At 73.1% G+C, this 19,742-nt stretch carries 13 protein-coding genes; 8 read left to right on the forward strand and 5 right to left on the reverse strand.

Annotation, left to right across the window (positions count from 1 at the left end; genetic code table 11):
• Positions 1–139 precede the first annotated feature (139 nt).
• Positions 140–826, forward strand: coding sequence for an antibiotic biosynthesis monooxygenase family protein (locus ABTY62_RS13115; RefSeq protein WP_352129501.1), 687 nt, complete (start codon positions 140–142; stop codon positions 824–826).
• 6 nt (positions 827–832) lie between these two features.
• On the opposite strand, the gene ABTY62_RS13120 is transcribed toward ABTY62_RS13115, so the two are convergent.
• Both ABTY62_RS13120 and ABTY62_RS13125 read right to left on the reverse strand, forming a co-directional pair.
• On the reverse strand, positions 833–1,999 hold the full coding sequence (locus tag ABTY62_RS13120) for a nucleotide disphospho-sugar-binding domain-containing protein (RefSeq protein ID WP_352129502.1): 1,167 nt from the start codon (positions 1,997–1,999) through the stop codon (positions 833–835).
• Positions 1,987–3,243, reverse strand: coding sequence for a nucleotide disphospho-sugar-binding domain-containing protein (locus ABTY62_RS13125; RefSeq protein ID WP_352129503.1), 1,257 nt, complete (start codon positions 3,241–3,243; stop codon positions 1,987–1,989). The genes ABTY62_RS13120 and ABTY62_RS13125 overlap by 13 nt, the downstream gene beginning before the upstream one ends.
• Before the next feature lie 196 nt (positions 3,244–3,439).
• Here ABTY62_RS13125 and ABTY62_RS13130 point away from each other — a divergent pair, with 196 nt between their 5' ends.
• From ABTY62_RS13130 to ABTY62_RS13140, 3 genes are all read left to right on the forward strand, one after another.
• A complete protein-coding gene (locus ABTY62_RS13130) occupies positions 3,440–4,696 on the forward strand; it encodes a nucleotide disphospho-sugar-binding domain-containing protein (protein WP_352129504.1) in 1,257 nt (418 codons plus the stop codon).
• A gap of 7 nt (positions 4,697–4,703) precedes the next feature.
• Complete coding sequence (locus ABTY62_RS13135; protein WP_352129505.1) at positions 4,704–5,672, forward strand: NAD-dependent epimerase/dehydratase family protein; 969 nt, start codon at positions 4,704–4,706, stop codon at positions 5,670–5,672.
• Positions 5,673–5,914: 242 nt separating this feature from the next.
• Positions 5,915–7,372 carry a glycoside hydrolase family 16 protein gene (locus ABTY62_RS13140; protein ID WP_502997451.1) on the forward strand — a complete coding sequence of 486 codons (1,458 nt, stop codon included), beginning with the start codon at positions 5,915–5,917 and terminating at the stop codon, positions 7,370–7,372.
• 33 nt (positions 7,373–7,405) lie between these two features.
• On the opposite strand, the gene ABTY62_RS13145 is transcribed toward ABTY62_RS13140, so the two are convergent.
• Complete coding sequence (locus ABTY62_RS13145; RefSeq protein WP_352129506.1) at positions 7,406–10,360, reverse strand: AfsR/SARP family transcriptional regulator; 2,955 nt, start codon at positions 10,358–10,360, stop codon at positions 7,406–7,408.
• 302 nt (positions 10,361–10,662) lie between these two features.
• Here ABTY62_RS13145 and ABTY62_RS13150 point away from each other — a divergent pair, with 302 nt between their 5' ends.
• The gene (locus ABTY62_RS13150; protein WP_352129507.1) at positions 10,663–10,962 is read left to right on the forward strand and encodes a hypothetical protein; all 300 of its coding nucleotides are present in this window, start codon (positions 10,663–10,665) and stop codon (positions 10,960–10,962) included.
• 172 nt (positions 10,963–11,134) lie between these two features.
• On the opposite strand, the gene ABTY62_RS13155 is transcribed toward ABTY62_RS13150, so the two are convergent.
• Positions 11,135–15,034 carry an NACHT and WD repeat domain-containing protein gene (locus ABTY62_RS13155; RefSeq protein WP_352129508.1) on the reverse strand — a complete coding sequence of 1,300 codons (3,900 nt, stop codon included), beginning with the start codon at positions 15,032–15,034 and terminating at the stop codon, positions 11,135–11,137.
• 310 nt (positions 15,035–15,344) lie between these two features.
• Here ABTY62_RS13155 and ABTY62_RS13160 point away from each other — a divergent pair, with 310 nt between their 5' ends.
• Positions 15,345–15,488 (forward strand): hypothetical protein, encoded by a 144-nt coding sequence (locus ABTY62_RS13160; protein WP_352129509.1) that lies wholly within the window; start codon positions 15,345–15,347, stop codon positions 15,486–15,488.
• Positions 15,489–15,561: 73 nt separating this feature from the next.
• Here the strand turns inward: ABTY62_RS13160 and ABTY62_RS13165 are convergent, their stop codons facing one another.
• Complete coding sequence (locus tag ABTY62_RS13165; RefSeq protein WP_352129510.1) at positions 15,562–16,965, reverse strand: cation:dicarboxylate symporter family transporter; 1,404 nt, start codon at positions 16,963–16,965, stop codon at positions 15,562–15,564.
• Positions 16,966–17,127: 162 nt separating this feature from the next.
• On the opposite strand from ABTY62_RS13165, the gene ABTY62_RS13170 reads away from it, so the two are divergent.
• Together ABTY62_RS13170 and ABTY62_RS13175 are read left to right on the forward strand one after the other, a co-directional pair.
• Positions 17,128–18,951, forward strand: a complete 1,824-nt coding sequence (locus ABTY62_RS13170) for a sensor histidine kinase (protein WP_352129511.1) — start codon at positions 17,128–17,130, stop codon at positions 18,949–18,951.
• On the forward strand, positions 18,948–19,655 hold the full coding sequence (locus ABTY62_RS13175; RefSeq protein ID WP_352129512.1) for a response regulator: 708 nt from the start codon (positions 18,948–18,950) through the stop codon (positions 19,653–19,655). The genes ABTY62_RS13170 and ABTY62_RS13175 overlap by 4 nt, the downstream gene beginning before the upstream one ends.
• The last annotated feature ends 87 nt before the right edge of the window (positions 19,656–19,742 follow it).

Raw genomic sequence — 19,742 nt, forward strand, 5'->3', positions numbered from 1 at the left:
GGTCCTTGTACGGCCCTCGGACAGCCCTCGGACAGCCCTCGCACCGTGGTCGAACGCGCCCCTCGACCACCCTGCGATCCATGGTCGAGAGCCCCCCGCGAGGCTGTGCCGCCCCTCAACGCGGGAGAGGAACAACGACATGAACGAGACCGCACCGGTCGTGGTGGTCGCCCACTTCGAACTCGCCGACGCGTGCGAGCAGAACGCCGACGCTTTCGAGAAGGCATTCGCCCAGTACTGGGACTACTGCGCCGACCAGGACGGCTTTCTGCGCGCGCTGCTCCTGCGGTCGCCGGACAGCCTCGGCAGCCAGGTGATCCTCACCGAATGGCGCGACGCGCTCGCCTACAAGGCGGCGGTGTCCTCCCCGGCCTTCTATGTGTGCGCGGGCGCGGAGCTGCTGGACCTCGCCGACCTCGACAACGACCACGGGAAGGTGCTGGCGGCCGCGGGTGGGGGCGGCCAGGACGGCGGTGGGGGTGGGCAGGACGCCGGCGGAGGCGGTCAGGACGGCGGGGGCGGCGGCCCACGGTGCGTGCTGACGACGTACACCCTGCGCGAAGGCGCCGCCGCCGGGGAACTGGAGCGGGCGCTGGGCGCGGAGCTCGGCGACGTGGCACGCCAGCCCGGCTTCAGCCGCGGCTCGGTCATCGCCTCGGCGCGCCGCGCGGGCCGGTACACGGCCGTCGTACGGACGGAGGACGCGGCCCGCGCGGTGGCCCGGCTCTCCGCGGCCCGGGCGGACGCGGACCACGTGACGCGGGTGTACGACGTCATCGCGCAGAGCCCCGCCCCGGCCGCGGAGAACGGGACTGCCGCCCGCTGAGCGCGGTCAGCCCACCAGCCGCTCCAGGTCGGCGACGATCTGGGGCGGTGCGGGCAGCCGCCGCATCTCGCGGCTCAGCTCACCGGCGGCCTTGGCGTAGCCGGGCTCGTCCAGCAGGGCGGTCAGGGCCTCGCGCAGCCGCTCCGGGTCGTCCTGGGCCGCCGCGTCGTCGAAGGTGATGCCCGCGCCCGCGGCGGCGATCCGGTCGCCCGCGTCGAACATGTCGGTCAGCTGGGGCAGCACGAGCTGGGGCAGGCCGAAGGCGGTCGCGGTCAGCGCGGTGCCCGCGCCGCCGTGGTGAACCATCGCGTCACAGGTGCCGAGGAACAGATGGAGCGGGGTGGGGTCGATCAGCCGCACATTGGACGGCACCGGACCGACGCGCTCGCGGTACGCCTCGTCGATGGTTGCGAGCGCCTCGACGTCCCCCAGCCCGTCGAAGGCCCGCAGCAGCCGCCGCACATGTGGGATGCCGCCCAGCTCCAGCGTGCGCACCCCCAGGGACACGGCCACCCGCCGCTTCCCCGGACTCCGCCGGTCCGCGCGCAGCCAGGACGGCACCGGGCCGCTGCCGTTGGACGGGATGTAGCGCACCGGGGTGCCCGGCAGCGCGTCCGGGAGCTGAAGCACCGGCGGGCACGGGTCGAGCAGCACCGCCGGGTCGGGCAGCCCCTCGAGCCCCAGGCGCCGGCACACGCCCTGGAGGGCGAGCCGGGCCGCGGGGTACGCGCCGGCCGTGTACGGGTCGACGCCCCAGCGGTGCTGCACCGCCGGTACGCCCAGCACCCCGGCCACGATCGGCGCGCCGAACTCCAGCATGTCGGAGACGACGAGGTCGGGGCGGAACACGCGGGCGAAGTCGAGGTAGTCCGGCAGCACATACCGGGTGTGCGACATCCACACCCGCGTGGATCCCACCACCTCCTCGGGCGTGGGGCGGCCGCGCGTCTCGATGAGCCGCTTCCCTTCCGGGAGCGTGGCCCGCAGAATCTCGTCGGCGTGGAACCACTCGCCCATGGTCACGGTGGACAGCCCGGCCGAGCGGACCGTACCCGTCACATCCGGCTGCCCGGCGAACAGCACCTCGTGGCCCGCCGAGCGCAGCGCCCAGGCCAGCGGCACCAGGGGCTGGACATGGGTCGAGACGGGCGTGGACAGCATCAGGACACGCATCCGGACTCCTCCGTCCTCTCGGACTCACCGATCCCCGCCGCCCCCGCCGATCCCGCCGCCCCGGCTGCCCCCGTCGATCCCGTCGCCCCCGCGACGAGCTGTTCGAGGTCCGCGGCGACGCGCGCGGGCGAGGGCATCCGCCGTACCACCGCGGCCAGTTCGGCGGCGGCCGCGCGGTAGCCGTCCTCCGCGAGCAGCGCGCCGAGCGCCTCGCGCACCCGCCGCGGATCGTCCTGGTCCGCCGCGCGCTCGACGCCGATCCCCGCGCCGACGGCGGCCACCGCGTCGCCCGCGGCGAACTGGTCCATGATCTGCGGCAGTACGAGCTGCGGCAGGCCCGCGGCGGTGGCGGTCATCGCGGTGCCGCAGCCCCCGTGGTGGACGATCACGTCGCAGGTGTCCAGGAACAGGCTCAGCGGCGTCGGATCGACGACACGTACCGCGTCCGGCAGGTCGCCGAGGCGCGGCTGAAGGCTCGGGTCGACGGTCACCACGGCCTCGGTGTCCGGCAGCCCGTCGAAGGCCGCCAGCACGTGGCGCAGCAGCGGCATCCCGTTCAGCAGCAGCGTCTGCTGCCCGAAGGTGACGCACACCCGCCGCGCCGCGCGCCGTCGGCGTACCCACTCGGGCCTGGTGCCCCGGCCGTTGAAGGCCACGAAGCGGATGGGCGTGCCGGGCGCGGCGTCCGGGACCTGGAGCACCGGTGGACACGGGTCGAGGACGAGCGTGGGCTCCGGCAGCCCGTCAAGACCCAGCCTGCGGCACAGCCCGTCGAGGAACACCTCCGCTATCGGCCGGGCCGGGCCGCTGAGCGGGTCCACGCCCCAGCGGTGCCGTACGGAGGGCACCCCGAGCACCCCGGCCACCACGGGCGCGGCGAAGTCGAGCTGCTCCCCGACGACCAGGTCCGGCCGCCAGTCGCGGGCCACTTCCAGATAGGCGGGGATCAGATAGCGGGCGTGGACGGCGACCGCCTTGGCGTTGCCCGCCAGGGCCATCCGGTTGTCCCGGCCCAGGGCCTGAAGCGGCCGGACCCCGGGCGGCAGATACGGCTCCAGCCAGTCGTTGTGGTGGAACCAGCCGCCCACACACACGCTGTCGAGCCCGGCCGCGTGCGCCATGTCCTGGACGTCGGGCTGCCCGGCCACCAGCACCTCGTGGCCCGCGGCCCGCAGCGCCCAGGCGAGCGGCACCATCGGGGGCAGGTGGGTGGGCATGGGCGTGGTCATCATCAGTACACGCATGGCCGGGAGTGTGCGCACCGGGCGTCGAGCCGGTCTCGCGGGCGGCTCGACGCCCGCTCGGCTCCGGTCCGCCCGGGTACACGGTGGCCCGCGACGGCCCACCGGGGTACGCGGCAGCCCCGCCACCCTCCTTCGAGGGGCGCTCGACCGCGCCCCTTAATCCTCCTCGCGGAGCGAAGAGGAAGGAACCCCGCTGATGCGCGTGCTGTTCACCGTGTCCGACTGGCCCAGCCACTGGTTCTCGATGGTGCCGCTCGGCTGGGCGCTACAGGCCGCCGGCCACGAGGTACGAGTCGTCTGCCCGCCCGCCCAGGCCGAGCCGCTCTCCCGGGCCGGACTGATGCCGGTCCCCGTCCTGGAGAAGGAGTGCGGCGACATCCTGGCGCGGATCGGCAACTTCTCCGACGCGCAGCTGGGCCGCTGGCCCTTCGCCGAGCTGCCGCCGCACCCGGTGACCGGTGAGCCCATCGCCTCGTTGGACGACTTCGAACCGGTCACCTGGCTCGGCGAGAACCGGAAGCAACTGGCCGCCGCCTCGCGCCGCAGCACCGACGCCGCCGTGGAGTTCGCCCGCCGGTGGCGACCGCGGCTCGTGGTGCACGACCTGCTGAGCCTGGAGGGGCCGCTCACCGGAAAGGTGCTCGGCGTGCCCTCGCTGCTCCATCTGTGGGGGCCGTTCGCCCAGCACGACGGGGATCTGGGACCAGGGCTCCTCCCCATCGACTTCAGCCGCGCGTTCCGCCGCCATGGCCTGACCGCGCTGCTGCCCGACACCTACGAGCACGTCATCGACCCCTGCCCGGTGAGCGTGGCACCGCCGCTCGGCGCGGCCCGGCGCCATCCGGTGCGCCATGTGCCGTACAACGGTCCCGGGGTCATGCCGACGTGGCTGCCGACGCTGCCGACGCCCGGCGAACGGCCCCGGGTGTGTGTGGTGTGGAGTACGGCGGTGACCGGGATGTTCGGGCCGTCCACCTTCCCGGTGCCGAGGGTGGTGGAGGCGCTGGCGGCCCTGGACGTGGAGGTGCTCATCACCGTCACCGGCTCCGACCGGGAGCGCATCGGCGAACTCCCGCCCGGGATGCGGCTCCTGGAGCTGACCCCGCTCCAGTTGCTGCTGCCCGCCTGCGACCTGGTGATCCACCATGGCGGGGGCGGCTGCGCCATGACCGCGCTCGCCGCCGGCATCCCTCAGCTGATGCTGTCCAACGGCTGGGACCAGGGCACCATCGCCAACCGGATCGCGGCCTCGGGAGCCGGCCTGGCCATGCCCAACGCGGCCGCGGACCCGGCGGCGATCCGCGCCGCCGCCACCGCACTGCTGGGGGGCGACGGCACGCACCGGGCGGTCGCGAAGCGGCTGCGGCAGGAGATGGAGTCGCAGCCCGACCCCGCCGAGCTGGTGACGTCCCTGTGCGAACTCGCCGAGGGCGCCGCCCTCGCGGCGCGCTGAGCCGGTCGTGACCCCGCGTCTTACGGTCGTGGTGCTGGGCGGCACCGGCTTCCTCGGCCGGCATATCCGCGAGGCGTTCGAGACGGACGGCGCCCATGTGCTCGGCGTCTCCAGGAGCGCCCCCGTACGGCTCGAACTGACCCGGGCGTCCACGGACCGGCTGCGTGGACTGTTCGCGGAGGCGGACGCGGACGTCGTCGTGAACGCCACGGGCCTGATCTGGGGCGCGGACGAAGCCGAGCTGACGGCGGTGAACGCGACCGCGGTCGCCCGGCTGGTCGAAGCAGTCGCGGGCCTGAACCGGAGGGTCCGCCTGGTCCACCTGGGCAGCGTCCACGAGTACGGCCCGGTCCCGCCCGGCACCGGGATCACCGAGGACGTTCCCCAGGAACCCGCCACCGTCTACGGCCGCTCCAAGCTGCTCGGCAGCCGCGCGGTGCTGGACGCGGCACACGCCGGGGCGGTGGACGGCACGGTGCTGCGGATCGCCAACGTCTACGGGCCCGGCGCCCCGCGCGCCAGTGTGCTGGGCGGCGTCGCCCACCATCTGGCCGCCATCGCGCGCGGGCGGAAGACGGCCGGTGGGCCGGGTGACGCGCCGGGCGGCGCGCCGGGCGGCGGGCCTGTCGCTCCGCTGCGGCTGGCCCCGATGGACGTACGGCGGGACTTCGTGGACGTGCGGGACGTCGCCGAGGCGGTGCTGGCGGCCACGTCGGCGCCGTCGGTCAGCGGTCAGGCCGTCAACATCGGCCGTGGCCAGGCGGTCGGCGTCCGCCCGCTCGTCGATCGCATGATCGCGCTCAGCGGGCTCGCCGTCCCGGTGCTCGAGGAACCGCGCGATGACGCGCGCCGGCCGGACGCCGAGTGGCAGCGGATGGACATCTCCAGGGCGCGGCGGCTGCTGGGTTGGCAGCCACGGCGCGGTGTGGACGAGTCGCTGCGCGACCAGCTCGCGGCCCAACTCGCAGGCGTGTGAGCGGGCGGGGGCACACGGAGGGTTGAGATACGCGGGCGCGGCTTCACCAAGGCGTGTCTCCATCAAGGCGTGTCTCCATCAAGGTGCGCCTTCATCAAGTAAACGCGCGCGTGCCATTGACTGCCTCACCGTGTGCACCTACATAAGCGTGAGAGCGCTCTCATCCCCGCGACACCCCCCAGCACCCCCAGCACCCCCAGCACCCACCAGCACCCCCACGGAGCTTCTGGAGGTCGTTCCCCGTGAGCACACGCACGAGCACCAGACCCAGGGCACCCCTCACCGCCGCGCTGGCCGTCGCCGCACTCGCGCTGGCCGCCCTCGCCACGCTGTTCGGCACCTCGCCCGCGCGGGGCGACGTGCCGCCCGCCGCCGGCTGGAACCTGCAATGGAGCGATGACTTCAACGGCTCCGCGAACACGCTGCCGTCCTCCGCCAACTGGCAGATAGACACCGGCCACGCCTACCCCGGCGGCCCGGGCAACTGGGGCACCGGCGAGATCCAGAACTACACCGACTCCACCAGCAACCTCAGCCTCGACGGCAGCGGCAACCTCCGCATCACCCCGCTCCGCGACGGCGCGGGCAACTGGACCTCGGCCCGCGTCGAGACCAAGCGCGCCGACTTCAAGGCCCCGGCGGGCGGCGTGCTGCGCATCGAGGGCCGTATCCAGATGCCGAACGTCACCGGCAACGCCGCGCTCGGCTACTGGCCCGCCTTCTGGGCGCTCGGCAGTCCGTACCGGGGCAACTACTGGAACTGGCCCGGCATCGGCGAGTTCGACATCATGGAGAACGTCAACGGCATCAACTCCGTCTGGGGAGTGCTCCACTGCGGCGTCAACCCGGGCGGGCCCTGCAACGAGACCACCGGCGTCGGCGCCAGCCGCCCCTGCCCCGGCGCGAGCTGCCAGTCCGCCTTCCACACGTACCGCTTCGAGTGGGACCGCTCCACCACACCCAACCAGCTGCGCTGGTACGTGGACGACCAGCAGTTCCACAGCGTCAGCCAGAACAGCGTCGACGCCGCCACCTGGTCGAACATGACCGACCACGCCGGCTACTTCATCCTGCTGAACGTCGCGGTCGGCGGTGCCTTCCCCGACGGCGTCCACGGCTCGGCCACCCCCACCGCCGCCACCGACCCCGGCCACCCCATGCTCGTCGACTACGTCGCGGTCTGGACCCGCGGCGGCGGCACCACCGACCCGCCCACCGACCCGCCGACCGGCTCCGCCACCCGCTACCTGGGCAGCGGCGGGGCCCTCGGCGCCGCGTCCTCCTCCGCGTCCGCCGCGACCATCGCCTCGGCGGGCGGCGCCAACCACGACGGCACGCCCACCCAGCCCCAGACCTTCACCGCCTCCGGGCTGAACGCCACCTACAACGGCGGCGCCACGCAGTTCGACCTGTTCGTGGACGCGGGCACCACCGTGGCCAACGGCCAGCAGGTCCGTATCTCCTACGACCTCACCGGCGACGGCAGCTGGGACCGCACCGAGACCTACCAGTACTTCGCCACCGACCCCGTCGCGGGCTACGAGCACTACACCCAGGCCCGCGGGCTGAAGTCCGCCAGCGGCTCGCTCGGGAACCTGGCCAACGGCAAGGTACGGGTCGAGGTCTGGAACGCCATCGGCAACGGCACCAGCACCCTCGGGACGGGCAACCAGTCGTACGTCCGGATCCCGTTCGGCTGACCTCCTCCGGCTGAACTCCGTAACGCAGGCGCGCTACCCGAGCCGGCCGAGTTCCTCGCGGACCCGGTCGGCGTCGGGGTGGCCGAGCGCGTCGAACATGGTCAGCGCCTCCTGCCAGGTGTCCCGGGCGCCGGGGACGTCCCCCGCGGCCAGCTGGGCGCTGCCCAGGCGGTACGTGGTCTCGGCCGCCCTGACCCGCTCGCCGCGCTCGCGGCGCAGCTCCACGGCGTTCCGGAAGCAGACGATGGCCTGCTCGTGGTCCCCGAGGCGGTGGTGGGCGTAGCCGAGGCTGTCCCAGGCGGCCGAGGCGCCGCGCCCGTCGTGTGCCTCCCGCAGCATCCGCAGCGCCTTCTCGCAGTGGATCAGGGTCTGCTGGTACTGGCCGACCATGGCGTACGCCCAGCCGACGTTGTTCAGCGCGTACGCCTCCCCGCTGCGCTGGCCGACCTCCCGGTACAGCTCGAGGGTGCGCTGCGCGTGGTACAGCCCCTCCTCGTGGCGGCCCTGCCGCTCGCCCGCCAGGTTGAGCGCGACATGGATGAGGGCCTGACCGGCCGCGTTGCCGGTCCTGCCGTGCAGGTCCAGGGCGCACATCAGGTGGTCGCGGGCCCGGTCGTAGCGGGCCATGCGCAGATCGGCGAGGCCGAGGCCGTGGTGGGCGTGCGCCTGCCCGGTCAGGTTGTCCGTACGCTGCGCCGCGTCGAGCGCCACGGTGTGCACGACGCCCTGGTCGTGCCAGTGTCCGAGCTGGTCCAGGAACTCGGCGAGCGACCAGGCCAGTTGCCAGGCGTGGGGCTCGAATCCGCTCTCCGCGGCCTGCTGCTGCGCGGCGACCAGCACCGGATGCCCGACGGTGAACCAGGTCAGCGCCTCGCCGTAGTCCGCGAACGGCTCGGTGCTGACGCCGGGCTGCGCGGCGGGGAGGGTGAGCGGCGTGCGCTGCGGGGTGAACACACGCCCGGCGGCGACGGCGGTGTGGAGGTAGTGGTCGAGCGTCCGGTGCAGCGCGGCGCGCCGGTCGGCCTCGGAGTCATACGCCTCGGCCAGCTCGGTGGCGTAGGCGCGCAGCAGGTCGTGCAGCGCGTACTGGCCCGGGCTGCGCTCGGTGAGCAGGTGGGCCCGGGTCAGCTGGATCAGCAGCCGACGGGCCTGGGGCACGGGCAGCGCCACGAGGCTGGCCGCGGCGACGGCCGAGATGTCCGGTCCTGGATGCACGCCCAGCAGCCGGAACAGCCGTGCGGCGTCGGTGCCGAGGGTGTGGTACGACCACGAGAACACCGCCCGGACGTCGGTGGTGGCGTCACCGCCGTCGAACGCGTCCAGGCTGCCGCGGGCGTCGTGCAGTTCGCGGGCGAGGGCCGCGAGGGAGAAGCGGGGGTGGGTGGCGGCGCGGGCGGCGACGATGGCCAGCGCGAGGGGCAGCCCCGCGCACACCGTGATGACGTCCTCCACCGCCTCCGGCTCGGCCGCCACCCGCTCGGCGCCCAGCCGGCGGGCGAGCAGCCCGCGCGCCTCGACGCGGTCGAGCAGATCCAGCGGCAGCGGCTGGGCCTGCTCGGCGACGACCAGCCCGGTGAGCTCGTTACGGCTGGTCAGCAGCACCAGACAGCCCGGCGATCCGGGCAACAGGGGACGGACCTGATCGGCGTCGCGGGCGTTGTCGAGCAGGATCAGCACCCGTCTGCCGGTTAACAGACTGCGGTACAGGGCGGTCTGGGCCTCGACGGTCGCCGGTATCCGGTGCGCGGGCACCTGGAAGGCGTCCAGGAAGCCGCGCACCGCCTCGGAGGGCGTCATCGCCGAGCCGGTGGGGCCGAAGCCGCGGAGGTTCACATACAGCTGGCCGTCGGGGAAGCGGTCGCGGACCCGGTGGGCCCAGTGCACGGCGAGCGTGGTCTTGCCGAGACCGCCGCTGCCCGCGATCACAGAGATCAGCGCCGCGGTGCGCGCCTGCCCGCCCCAGGCCCCGAGGGCCGGCCGCAGCAGCGCGTCCAGACCGGCCAGCTCCCGCTCCCGCCCCGTGAAGTGGACGACATCGGCCGGGAGTTGCTGCGGCACCGCGACCTCGGCGGGCGGGGAGGACGGCTGGGGGGAGGGGTGGGGCGGCGCGGACGAGGCGTCCTCCGGGGCGGAGGCCAACCGGTCCGCGTCGGCCTGTTCGAGAATGGTGGGCGGGACGGGTGGGGCCGGCGGCACCGGCGAGGCGGGCTGGACCGGCTGTTCGGGCGAGGTGACTTGGGCGGGTGGCGCAGCCGGAGCGTCCAGCACCCGCCGGTGCAGCCGCTGGAGGTCGTCCCCCGGCTCGATGCCCAGCTCGTCGACGTACCGCTGCCGCGTACCGCGGAAGAGCGCGAGCGCGTCGGCCCGGCGGCCGCTCCGGTTCAGCGCCTCCATCAGCAGCCCCACCGACCGCTCCCGCAACGGGTGCTCCGCCACCAGAGGGGACAGCACGGCGACCGCCTCCTGGTGACGCCCCGAGCGCAGATCGATCGCGGCGCACTCCTCCATCGCGGCGCGCCGCTCCTCCTCGAGGCCCGCCCCGACGGTCTCGGTCAGCCAACCGCCCGTGACGTCCGCGAGCGCGGGGCCGCGCCACATCTGGAGCGCCGCGCGCAGCAGTTCACCGGCCGGGCCGTCGCCGACCGTCCGGGCCTCGCGCACCAGTTCCCGGAACCGGTGCAGATCCACCCGCAGGTGGTCGACGGCGAGACAGTAGCCCTGGGCGGAGGTGGTCAGCTCGGTGTCGGGCAGCGGGGCCAGGATCCTGCGGAGCTTGGATATCTGGACCTGTACGGCGTTGCGCGCCGACCCCGGCGGGTCCTCGCCCCATACGGCCATGACCAGCCGGTCCACCGGGACCACGCGCCCCGGCTCCAGCAGCAACATCGCGAGGACGGACCGCTGTTGGGCGGCGGTGGGGCCGAGACCCAGCTCGCCCTGCCATATCCCGACCGGGCCCAGCAGACGAAACTCGGTCCCGTGGTGCACGCGCTTCCCCCGTCGGTACCTGAGATTCCCTGCGGCCATCTCGCAGCCTACCCACAGCCACAGGTCAACGCCGCATCAGCGGGAGATCAGCGGCCCGTTGCACTCTACGGGCAATGAGGGCGCCGCGGCGCACCCACGCTCACGTCCGGCGCAGACCCCGCTGGATGGGGAGCCCGCGGTAACGGGGAGCCCTCTCGACCCATACACACGGGGGCGGCATGGGGGGCTTGACTCGCGTATCGACCGCCAGACCGGCCGAACAGGCCAGACCGCGCCGGACGAGTGGCCGATACCACCGGGCCTTGGCCGCCGGACTCCTCGCGGTCGGCTTCCTCGGGGCGGCCGGCTACAAGGCCGAGGCGGCTAGAAGCGCGCCATCAGGCGGCGCAACGGCGAAAGGGCAGCTCATGACGGCTACGGGACAGACTCGCATCATTCCTCGGATAGGCGACCTCGTGTACGACATCGAGCGCGAGGCCACCGGCCGCGTCGCCTACATCGACACCGGCGGGAACGTCGCCTGGGTCAAGCCCCAGGACGACGGCCCCGAATGGACCGCGCTCCCGGAACAGCTGCGGCCGATCATCGACGGCGAACGCTGAGGCGCCTCCCTCGAGCCCTCCTTCGCAGCAAGCGCTTAACTCCCGCTGATGTCCGGCTGATGTCGGCCAGGTGACGTAAGCGCCCACGTTCGCCCGCGTCTTCCACGGGGGGAGGCGCGGGACTCTCGTCCGTCAGCCCGCCGGTACCGCTCGCTCAGCCGGTACCGCTCGCTCAGCACACCTCGCGGTACGGGACTTCCGGGATGTACGTCTTCCAGTCGGCGCGGGAGAGCCCGCCCCCGGCGCGCTCACAGACGGCGGCGGTGACGCGGTCGGGGTCGACGGCGAACTTCTGGAGCGGCACGTGTTCGCCCGCGACCAGCAGGGTCCTGCCGTCCTCACTGAAGGACAGGGCCCGGACCCCGTCGCCCGCGGTGAGCAGAGCGGACCCCAGCGGACGGCTGGAAGCAGCGTCCCACAGCCGCACCGTGCCATTTTCGCCCGCCACGGCCAGGACCTTGCCGTCGGGCGAGTAGGCCAGAGCCACAACGGACTCGGCGGTCTCGCGCCCCTCGCCGGTGAGCGTCCCCGCGACGGCGCCCAGACGCCGCGTCGCGTCGCCATCCCACAGCGTCACCTGCCCCGAGTCCGTGCCGAGGGCCAGCTGTTCACCGTCAGGGCTGTAGACCAGCGCGTAGACCGGATCCTGGGAACGGTTTGACTGGAGCGGGCGGCCTGAGGGAAGGGTGAAGCGTTCCCCGGACGCCGTGGTGACCAGCCGCCCGTCGGGCCGCACCGCCAGGGCGGAGGAGTCGGGGAAGGCCACCGTGAAGTCGCCGAAACCGCCATTGCCGAAACCACCGCTGATGACGTCTGCCAGCCCGTTCGCCCGTCGCGTCACCTTGGTGCGGCTGCGGATTCCCCAGAGCTCCAGGGTCTCCGAAAAGCGCCGGTAGGCGATCAGGGTCCGGCCGTCCGGAGTCAGCGCGATGGAGTTGACGGCCGGCTCGTCCTTGCCCTTCGGGGTGAGAACGAGGTCAGCCGTCCTGCGGCCCTCGCGCACGTCCCACAGCGTGACTCGCTCCACTCCGTGCCGGTCGGCGGCGGCGTCCCGCCGGCCGAACCCATAGGCGAAGGTCTGGCCGTCCGCGCTGAACGCCATGAGCGGTACGCAGTACTGGCCCTTGCCCCCCGGATGACCGGTGGTCCGGCAGTCGGCCGAGGGCAGGGCTGCCGCTGCCGATGTCCCGCCGCCGGTGCGCCGCAGCTCGATCCGTTCGCGCTCACCCGACTTCCGTACCTCCGCGATACGGATCGCGCCGGGGGCGAACAGGACCTCGCCATCCCGCTTCGGCCCCCATCCCGAGGACATGGCGCCGCCCAGGTGGAGGGTGCGCACCGCGTTGCCCGCCATGCCGTCCCCCTCCTGGTACCGGATCACACCACGGTCGGCGTCCAGCCGGAGACCGGCGATCCGCCGACCGGCCAGCGGGTACCGGTAAACCGGCCTGGCCGGGCTGTCGACCCGCCACACCAGGATCTCCTCATCGTCCGTGGCCGCGAGCAACCGCCCGTCGCCGCTGAAGGTGAGGTGCTGAAGCCCGGCATGGGTGATGCCCGGCAGTTCCCGGCCGGAGGCCAGCTCCCAGCCGCGTACCCCCTTCGCGGTGCTGATCAGCAGCCTCGTGCCGTCCGGAGTGAGCAAGAGCTCCGAGCCGTCGGTTTCTTCGGCCGGAGCACAGACCAGGCGCGAGACGGTGGACGGAAGCGTACGGATCCGGCGGTGCGCACGAACGTCCCACACCTCGAGCTCATTCTGGTCCGAGCACTCCGCCAACCTCCGGTCGTCCGCGCTGAGCGTCGGCTGCTGCGCGCTCTCGCTGGGGCGCCGGAGCAGAACACGCCGGTGCCGGATGTCCCACAGCCGGAGCCACTGCTCGTCCTCTATGAGCAGGGTGCGCCCGCTCGCCCCGAAGTAGACGTCCCGCGCCACGGATTGGATGCGAGGGCCGATGGGCTTGCCGGAGACACGGTCCCGCAGTTGGAGACCGGTCTCCGCGTCCGTCACGACCTGCCGCCCGTCCGGGGAGACGGCCGACGTGGTCTCCAACTCGTCACTCGTCTTGAAGGAGCTGGTCCGGCGGTGTGTGGCCAGGTCCCAGCCGAACACCTGGCCGTCCGCCCCTGACGTCACGAGCGTACGGCCGTCGGCGCTCAACAACCCGAAGTCCGTCGCATCGCCGCCCGTGGTGGTGAAAGTGTCCCGCTCGCGCTGCGCCATCGCCCCCAGCAGCGCCGATCTCGCCTCCACCGTGTGGCTGACGTTCCACGCCGCCGCGCTCAGCCGCAACGCCGTCACCGGATCCGCGCGCCGCATGTTCTGCGCGACGGACGAGATCCGCCGGGACACGGCCTCCGCGCGCCGCTGCTCCCCCGTCCGGTTCTGCTGCCACGCCACCACCCCCGCCACGAGCGCCAGCACCACCAGCACCGCCACCGAACCCACGAACGTGCGCACCCGTCGGCGCTCCCGCGTGCCCGCGGCCCGGCCGGCGGACAGGAAGTCGCGCTCGACGGCAGTGAGTTCGGCCGATCCGCCGGGCTCGCCGAACGCCTCCCACGCCTCCGCCAGCCGCGCGCCCCGGTAGAGCGCGCCGGGTTCCCGTCCCAGCTCCTCCCAGGTCCGGGCGGCCTCGGTCAGCCTGCGGTGGATGCGCAGCCGCTGGCGGTCCTCGTCGATCCAGCCGCGCAGCCGTGGCCAGGCCGTGATGAGCGCCTCGTGGGCGAGGTCGACCGTGCCCTCGTCGAGCGTGACGAGCCGTGCCCGTACGAGGCGTTCCAGCACGAGCGCGGTGTCGCCCGAGCCGGAGTCGGAGCCGGAGCCCGGGCCGGAGTCGGAGCCGGGAGGTGTGCCGGGGGGTGTGCCGGAGGGTGCGTCGGGGGGCGTTCCGGGGCCCAGCCCCAGCTCCTCCCGGTCGACCGGGCGCCGGGTGTCCTGCGCCCCCTCCCCCGGCGTGATCAGCCGCAGCATGATCCGCCGGGCGGCCTCCGCCTGCTCCTCGCTGAGCTCCCCGTACACCCGCTCCGCGGTCAGCGCGATCGCCCCGTGGACGCCGCCCGCCGCCTCGTACGACTCCACGGTCAGCGCCCGGCTCCGGCGGCGGCGCCAGGTCTCCAGCAGGGCGTGGGACATCAGGGGCAGGCCGCCGGGTTCGTCGACGACCTCCTCGACGACCCTGGCGGTCAGCGCCCGCTCGACGATCAGCCCGTCCGCCGCCGCCGGCTTGACGATCGCCTCCCGCAGCTCCGCCCGCCCCATCGGCCCGACCAGCAGGGTGGCGCCGCGCAGCGCGGCCGTCAGCTCCCGGTGTTCGGCGCAGCGGCCGAAGAAGTCGGCCCGTACGCCGATGACCACGCGCAGCCGACTGCCCTCGTCCCGGGCGGACAGCAGCCGTTCGATGAATCCGGCGCGCTCCGCCGGGTCCTGGCAGAGGGTGAAGACCTCCTCGAACTGGTCGACCACCAGCCAGGTATCCCCGTCTCCGCCCTTCGGCCCGAGCGCGTCGGCGTGGGTGCGCAGCGGGCGGTCGCCGGGGGTGAGGACGCGGATCACGGACGGGCGCGGCAGCGGCTCCGCCGCGCCGTCGCGCAGGGCCGGGATCAGACCCGCTCGCAGCAGCGAGGACTTTCCGCTGCCCGAGGGGCCGAAGACGGCGGCGAACCTGCTCTCTCCCACCAGCTCCAGCAGATCCGCGACGAGTTGGTCCCGGCCGAAGAACCGCTCGTGGTCGCCCGGCTCGAAGCGGGCCAGTCCGCGGTAGGGCGGGGTGGCGTCGTCGTCCTCGCGCGGGAGGCCGGTCGCCTCCTCCGCCGCCTCGCGCCAGCGCGCCTCCCAGGCGGCCCGGTCGGCCGCGTCCCCGCCGCACGCCTCCACGTACGCGAGCGTGACCGGCAGCGAGGGGAGTTGCTCTCCCGCGGCGGCCCGGGACAGCGTGGTGATCGAGTACGGAACCCGATGCGCCATCGCCCGGTAGGTCGGTCCGCCCGCCTCGCTCCTCAGCTTGCGCAGCTCGTACGCGAATCGCTGGACCGGACCCGCGCTCGGATCCAGCGGACTCTCCCGGCGGCCCATGTCCCATCCCCCCACCTCGACGGCCTGGTCCGGCCCAGACGGTACTCCCTTTGTTTCGAACCTCTTTGTTTCGAACCCCTTTGTTTCAACCGCCCTTGTTTCAACCGCCCTTGTTTCGACTGCCTTTGTTTCGAGTGCCTTTGTTTCGTGGGGAGACGGGGCTGCCGAACAACCGCCGGACCGCTGAAGTGGACCGTGTGCACCGGACGGTGCCGGGCCGCACCAAGGCTCCGTACGCCTTTCGCGGGGGTGAGGGCGTACGGGGACGGCCGCACACAGGAAGCCACACACAGGAAAGGGAGGTGGGCTGATGCCTCTTTGGGGGCGGATCGCCACGGCGGTCATGGGGGCCGTCCTCTTGGCCGCCCCGTTCCTCCCCTTCGTCCCGGGGATCCACGCGGAGGCGGCGACGGGGGTCGTGCACTTTCCCGCCGGGTTCTCGGGCGGGGCGTGAACGCGAGCGGCCCTGCCCCGATGCGAGGGGCAGGGCCGCGAGGCCGTGCGAGGGGGCCGGAGTGGCCCGCGGGTCAGATGGCCGCGTGCTTCTTGGTGGTGTCCACGTGAGCATCGTCGTCCGCGTCGTCCGTGCTGTGCGGCGAGTGGTCGTCGACGAGTGTGGTCTCGTCGAACGGCAGCCGCCCGGCGAGCACCTCCTGCATGCGCTCCTTGTCGATCTCCTTGGTCCAGGTGCCGACCAGGACGGTCGCGACCGCGTTGCCCGCGAAGTTGGTGAGGGCGCGCGCCTCGCTCATGAAGCGGTCGATGCCGACGATCAGGCCGACGCCGTCCACCAGGTCCGGCCGGTGCGACTGGAGACCGCCGGCCAGGGTGGCCATGCCGGCGCCGGTCACGCCCGCCGCACCCTTCGACGCGATGATCATGAACGCCAGCAGGGAGATCTGCTCGCCGATCGAGAGCGGGTTGCCCATGGCCTCGGCGATGAACAGCGAGGACATGGTCAGGTAGATCGCGGTGCCGTCCAGGTTGAAGGAGTAGCCGGTCGGCACGGTGATGCCCACGACGGGCTGGCTGACGCCCGCGTGCTCCATCTTGGCGATCAGGCGCGGCAGCGCGGACTCGGACGACGAGGTCGACACGATCAGCAGGAACTCGCGGGCCAGGTACTTCAGCAGCGCGAAAATGCTGATGCCCGCGACCAGCCGCAGGACCGTGCCGAGCACGAGGAACACGAACAGCGCACAGGTGATGTAGAAGCCGATCATGATGATGGCCAGCGACTTCAGCGCGTCCACGCCCGTCTCGCCGACCACCCCGGCTATCGCGCCGAAGGCACCCACCGGCGCCGCCCACATGATCATGGACAGCACACGGAACACCAGCCGCTGTATGTGGCCGATCCCGCGCAGCACCGGCTCGCCGCTCTTGCCCATGGCCTGGAGCGCGAAGCCGACCAGCAGCGCGATCAGCAGGGTCTGGAGCACCTCGGGCGCGGTGAAGGCGGAGACCATCGTGGTCGGGATGATGCCGAGCAGGAAGTCGGTCGTGGACTCGTGGGCGCCCGCCGCCTGGCCCTGTCCGGCCTTCGCCGCCTCGCTGGTCAGGTGCAGGGTGCTGCCCGGCTCGATGATGTTGCCGACGACCAGGCCGATGGCGAGCGCGACGGTCGACATCGCCAGGAAGTAGCCGAGTGCCAGGCCGCCGACCTTGCCGACCTTCGCGGCCTTCCGCACCGAGCCGACGCCGAGCACGATCGTGCAGAAGATGATCGGCGAGATCATCATCTTGATCAGATTCACAAAGCCGGTGCCGATCGGCTTCAGCTCCACCGCGGTATCGGGGGCGACGAAGCCCACCAGGATGCCGAGCGCGACCGCGCCGATCACCGCGAGGTAGAGGTAGTGAATCTTGTCCTTCTTCGTCCGCCCGGCATCCGTCTGTCCGGACGCGGAAGGCGAGGTCTGCGCAGCCACGGTGCTGCCTCCTTCTGCTCTGCCGTCCAGCTGTCCCGGCTGATGCGTCGTGCGGCTCGCACTTCGCCCTGGACGGTCCCGAGGACTATGCACCCCGCCTGTGATGGCGGTCACCCTTCCGTTCATTTCGTTCACGAAACGGTCATGTGCACACTGTGTGGCATGCGCGTCCCCCGTCCCCGGAGTCTGGCAGGCCAGCTGTTCGCGATGCAGGTCGTCCTGGTCGCCGCCGTGGTCGCCGGGTGCGCGATCTTCTCGTACGTCACCGGCCGGAGCCAGGCGGAGGAGTCCGCGCGCCGCCAGGCCACCGCCGCCGCGACCGCCGTCGCCGACTCCCCGACCGTCGCCGAGGCCGTACGGTCCCCCGACCCCACCGCCCGGCTCCAGCCGTACGCCGAGCAGGTGCGCCGCGACACCGGTGTCGCCTTCGTCACCATCATGAATACGCGAGGGATCCGCTGGACGCATCCCGACCCGGCTCGCATAGGAGAGACGTTCCTCGGCAACACCGGGCCCGCGCTGCACGGCCAGATCTTCGACGAGACGTACACCGGCACCCTGGGCGCCTCCGTGCGCGTGGTGGCCCCGGTGCGCGACGCACAGGCCGGCGGCAAGATCACCGCGCTGGTCAGCGCGGGGATCACCGTCGACACCATCAGCGCGCAGGTGCGCCGCCAGATGCTGGCGCTGCTCGTCGTCGCGTTCGCCGCGCTGTCGCTCGGCGGCATCGGCACCTATGTCATCAACGCCCGGCTGCGCCGCCACACCCACGGCATGAACGCCGCCGAGCTGAGCCGGATGCACGACTACCACCAGGCCGCGCTGCACGCCGTCCGCGAAGGGCTGCTGATGCTGGACGGCCGGCGGCGGATCGCGCTGATCAACGACGCCGGGCGGGAGCTGCTCGGGCTGTCCGGGAACCCGGTCGGCCGCTACGTCTCCGGCCTCGGGCTGCCCCCGCCGCTGACCGGCGCCCTGCTGTCCGCCGAACCGCGGGTGGACGAGCTGCACCTGACCGCCGAGCGGGTCGTGGTCGTCAACACCTCCCCGGTCAGCAGCGGAGAGCAGCGCGGCACGGTCGTGACGCTGCGCGACCACACCGAACTCCAGGCGTTGTCCGGCGAGTTGGACTCGGTACGCGGCATCACCGAGGCGCTCCGCTCCCAGGCCCACGAGGCTGCCAACCGGCTGCACACCGTCGTCTCGCTGATCGAGCTGGGGCGGGCCGAGGAGGCGGTCGACTTCGCGACCGCCGAGCTGGAGCTGGCGCAGGCGCTGACCGACCAGGTCGTGGGGGCGGTCGCCGAGCCGGTGCTGGCCGCGCTGCTGCTGGGCAAGGCGGCGCAGGCCAATGAGCGCGGTGTGGAGCTCGTCCTCGCCCCGGACAGCCGCATCGACGACGGGCTGCTCCCGCCCGCCCTTCCCGCCCGCGACCTGGTGACGATCCTCGGCAATCTCATCGACAACGCGACGGACGCCGCCGCCGAGGGCGCCGGCCGCGGCGCTGCCCGCAGCGCCCGGGTCACGGTCACAGCGCGCGCCATCGCCGACGAGCTGACGCTGCGCGTGAGCGACACGGGCCCCGGTCTTGACCCGGCGACGGCCGAGGCGGCCTTCGGGCGCGGCTGGAGCACCAAGTCCCCGGGCCGCGGGCTGGGGCTGGCGCTGGTGCGGCAGGCGGCGCGGCGCAACGGCGGGACGGTCGAGGTGTCCCGGGCGGTGGACGGCGGCGCCGAGTTCACGGTCCACCTGCCCCTGGCAGAATCCCGGGCCGAACCCGAACTCGTGCCCGTGCCCGTGCCCGTGCCCAGACTCGAACCCGGACCCGATCCCGGACCCGGACCCGGACTCGAACCCGCGCCCGGACCCCAGCCCGATCCCGATCCCGGCCCCCAGCCCGATCCCGTACCCCACCTCGAACCCGCACCCCGCGATGAGCCCGCACCCCGGGACGAAACCGCGCCCCGAGAGGAAACCGCCCGATGAGCCCGTCGCAGGCGAACCCGGACCGGCCCGCGCCGATCCGGGTCCTCGTCGTCGAGGACGACCCGGTCGCCGCAGACGCGCACCGGATGTATGTCGAGCGCGTCCCCGGCTTCACTGTGGTCGGCTCGGCGCGGACGCGCGGCGACGCACAGCGCCAGTTGGAGCGCACACCCGCCGACCTTCTGCTGCTGGATCTGTATTTGCCCGATGGACACGGTCTCCAGCTCGTCCGGGGGCTGCGTGCGGCAGGTCACACCACGGACGTCATAGCGGTGACCTCGGCCCGAGACCTCGCGGTGGTCCGGGAGGGCGTCTCGCTCGGGGTCGTCCAGTACGTGCTCAAGCCGTTCACATTCGCAACGCTACGGGACCGGCTGCTGCGCTACGCCGAGTTCCGCGCGAGCGTGGGCGAGGCCAGCGGCCAGGACGAGGTGGACCGCGCGCTGGCCGCGCTGCGCGCACCGCAGCCGGCCGAGCTGCCCAAGGGGCTGACCCCGGCCACCCTCCAGGCCGTGACCGACACGCTGCGCGCCGCCGAGGGCGGGATCTCCGCCACCGCGACGGCGGAGGCGGTGGGCATCTCGCGGATCACCGCGCGCCGGTATCTGGAGCACCTGGTGGACGCGGGGCGCGCGGCGCGGGCGCCGCAGTACGGACAGGTCGGCCGCCCGGAGCTGGTCTATCGCTGGCTGAGCACGCAATAGGAAACTTTCCTATCCACCATCTTGTCGATGCGGCATCGACTCGCTAGCGTTCACATCCGCAACCCCGCCCAACAGACAGTTGTTCGG

This window comes from Streptomyces sp. NPDC097640 (assembly GCF_040302705.1).
Lineage (GTDB): Bacteria > Actinomycetota > Actinomycetes > Streptomycetales > Streptomycetaceae > Streptomyces.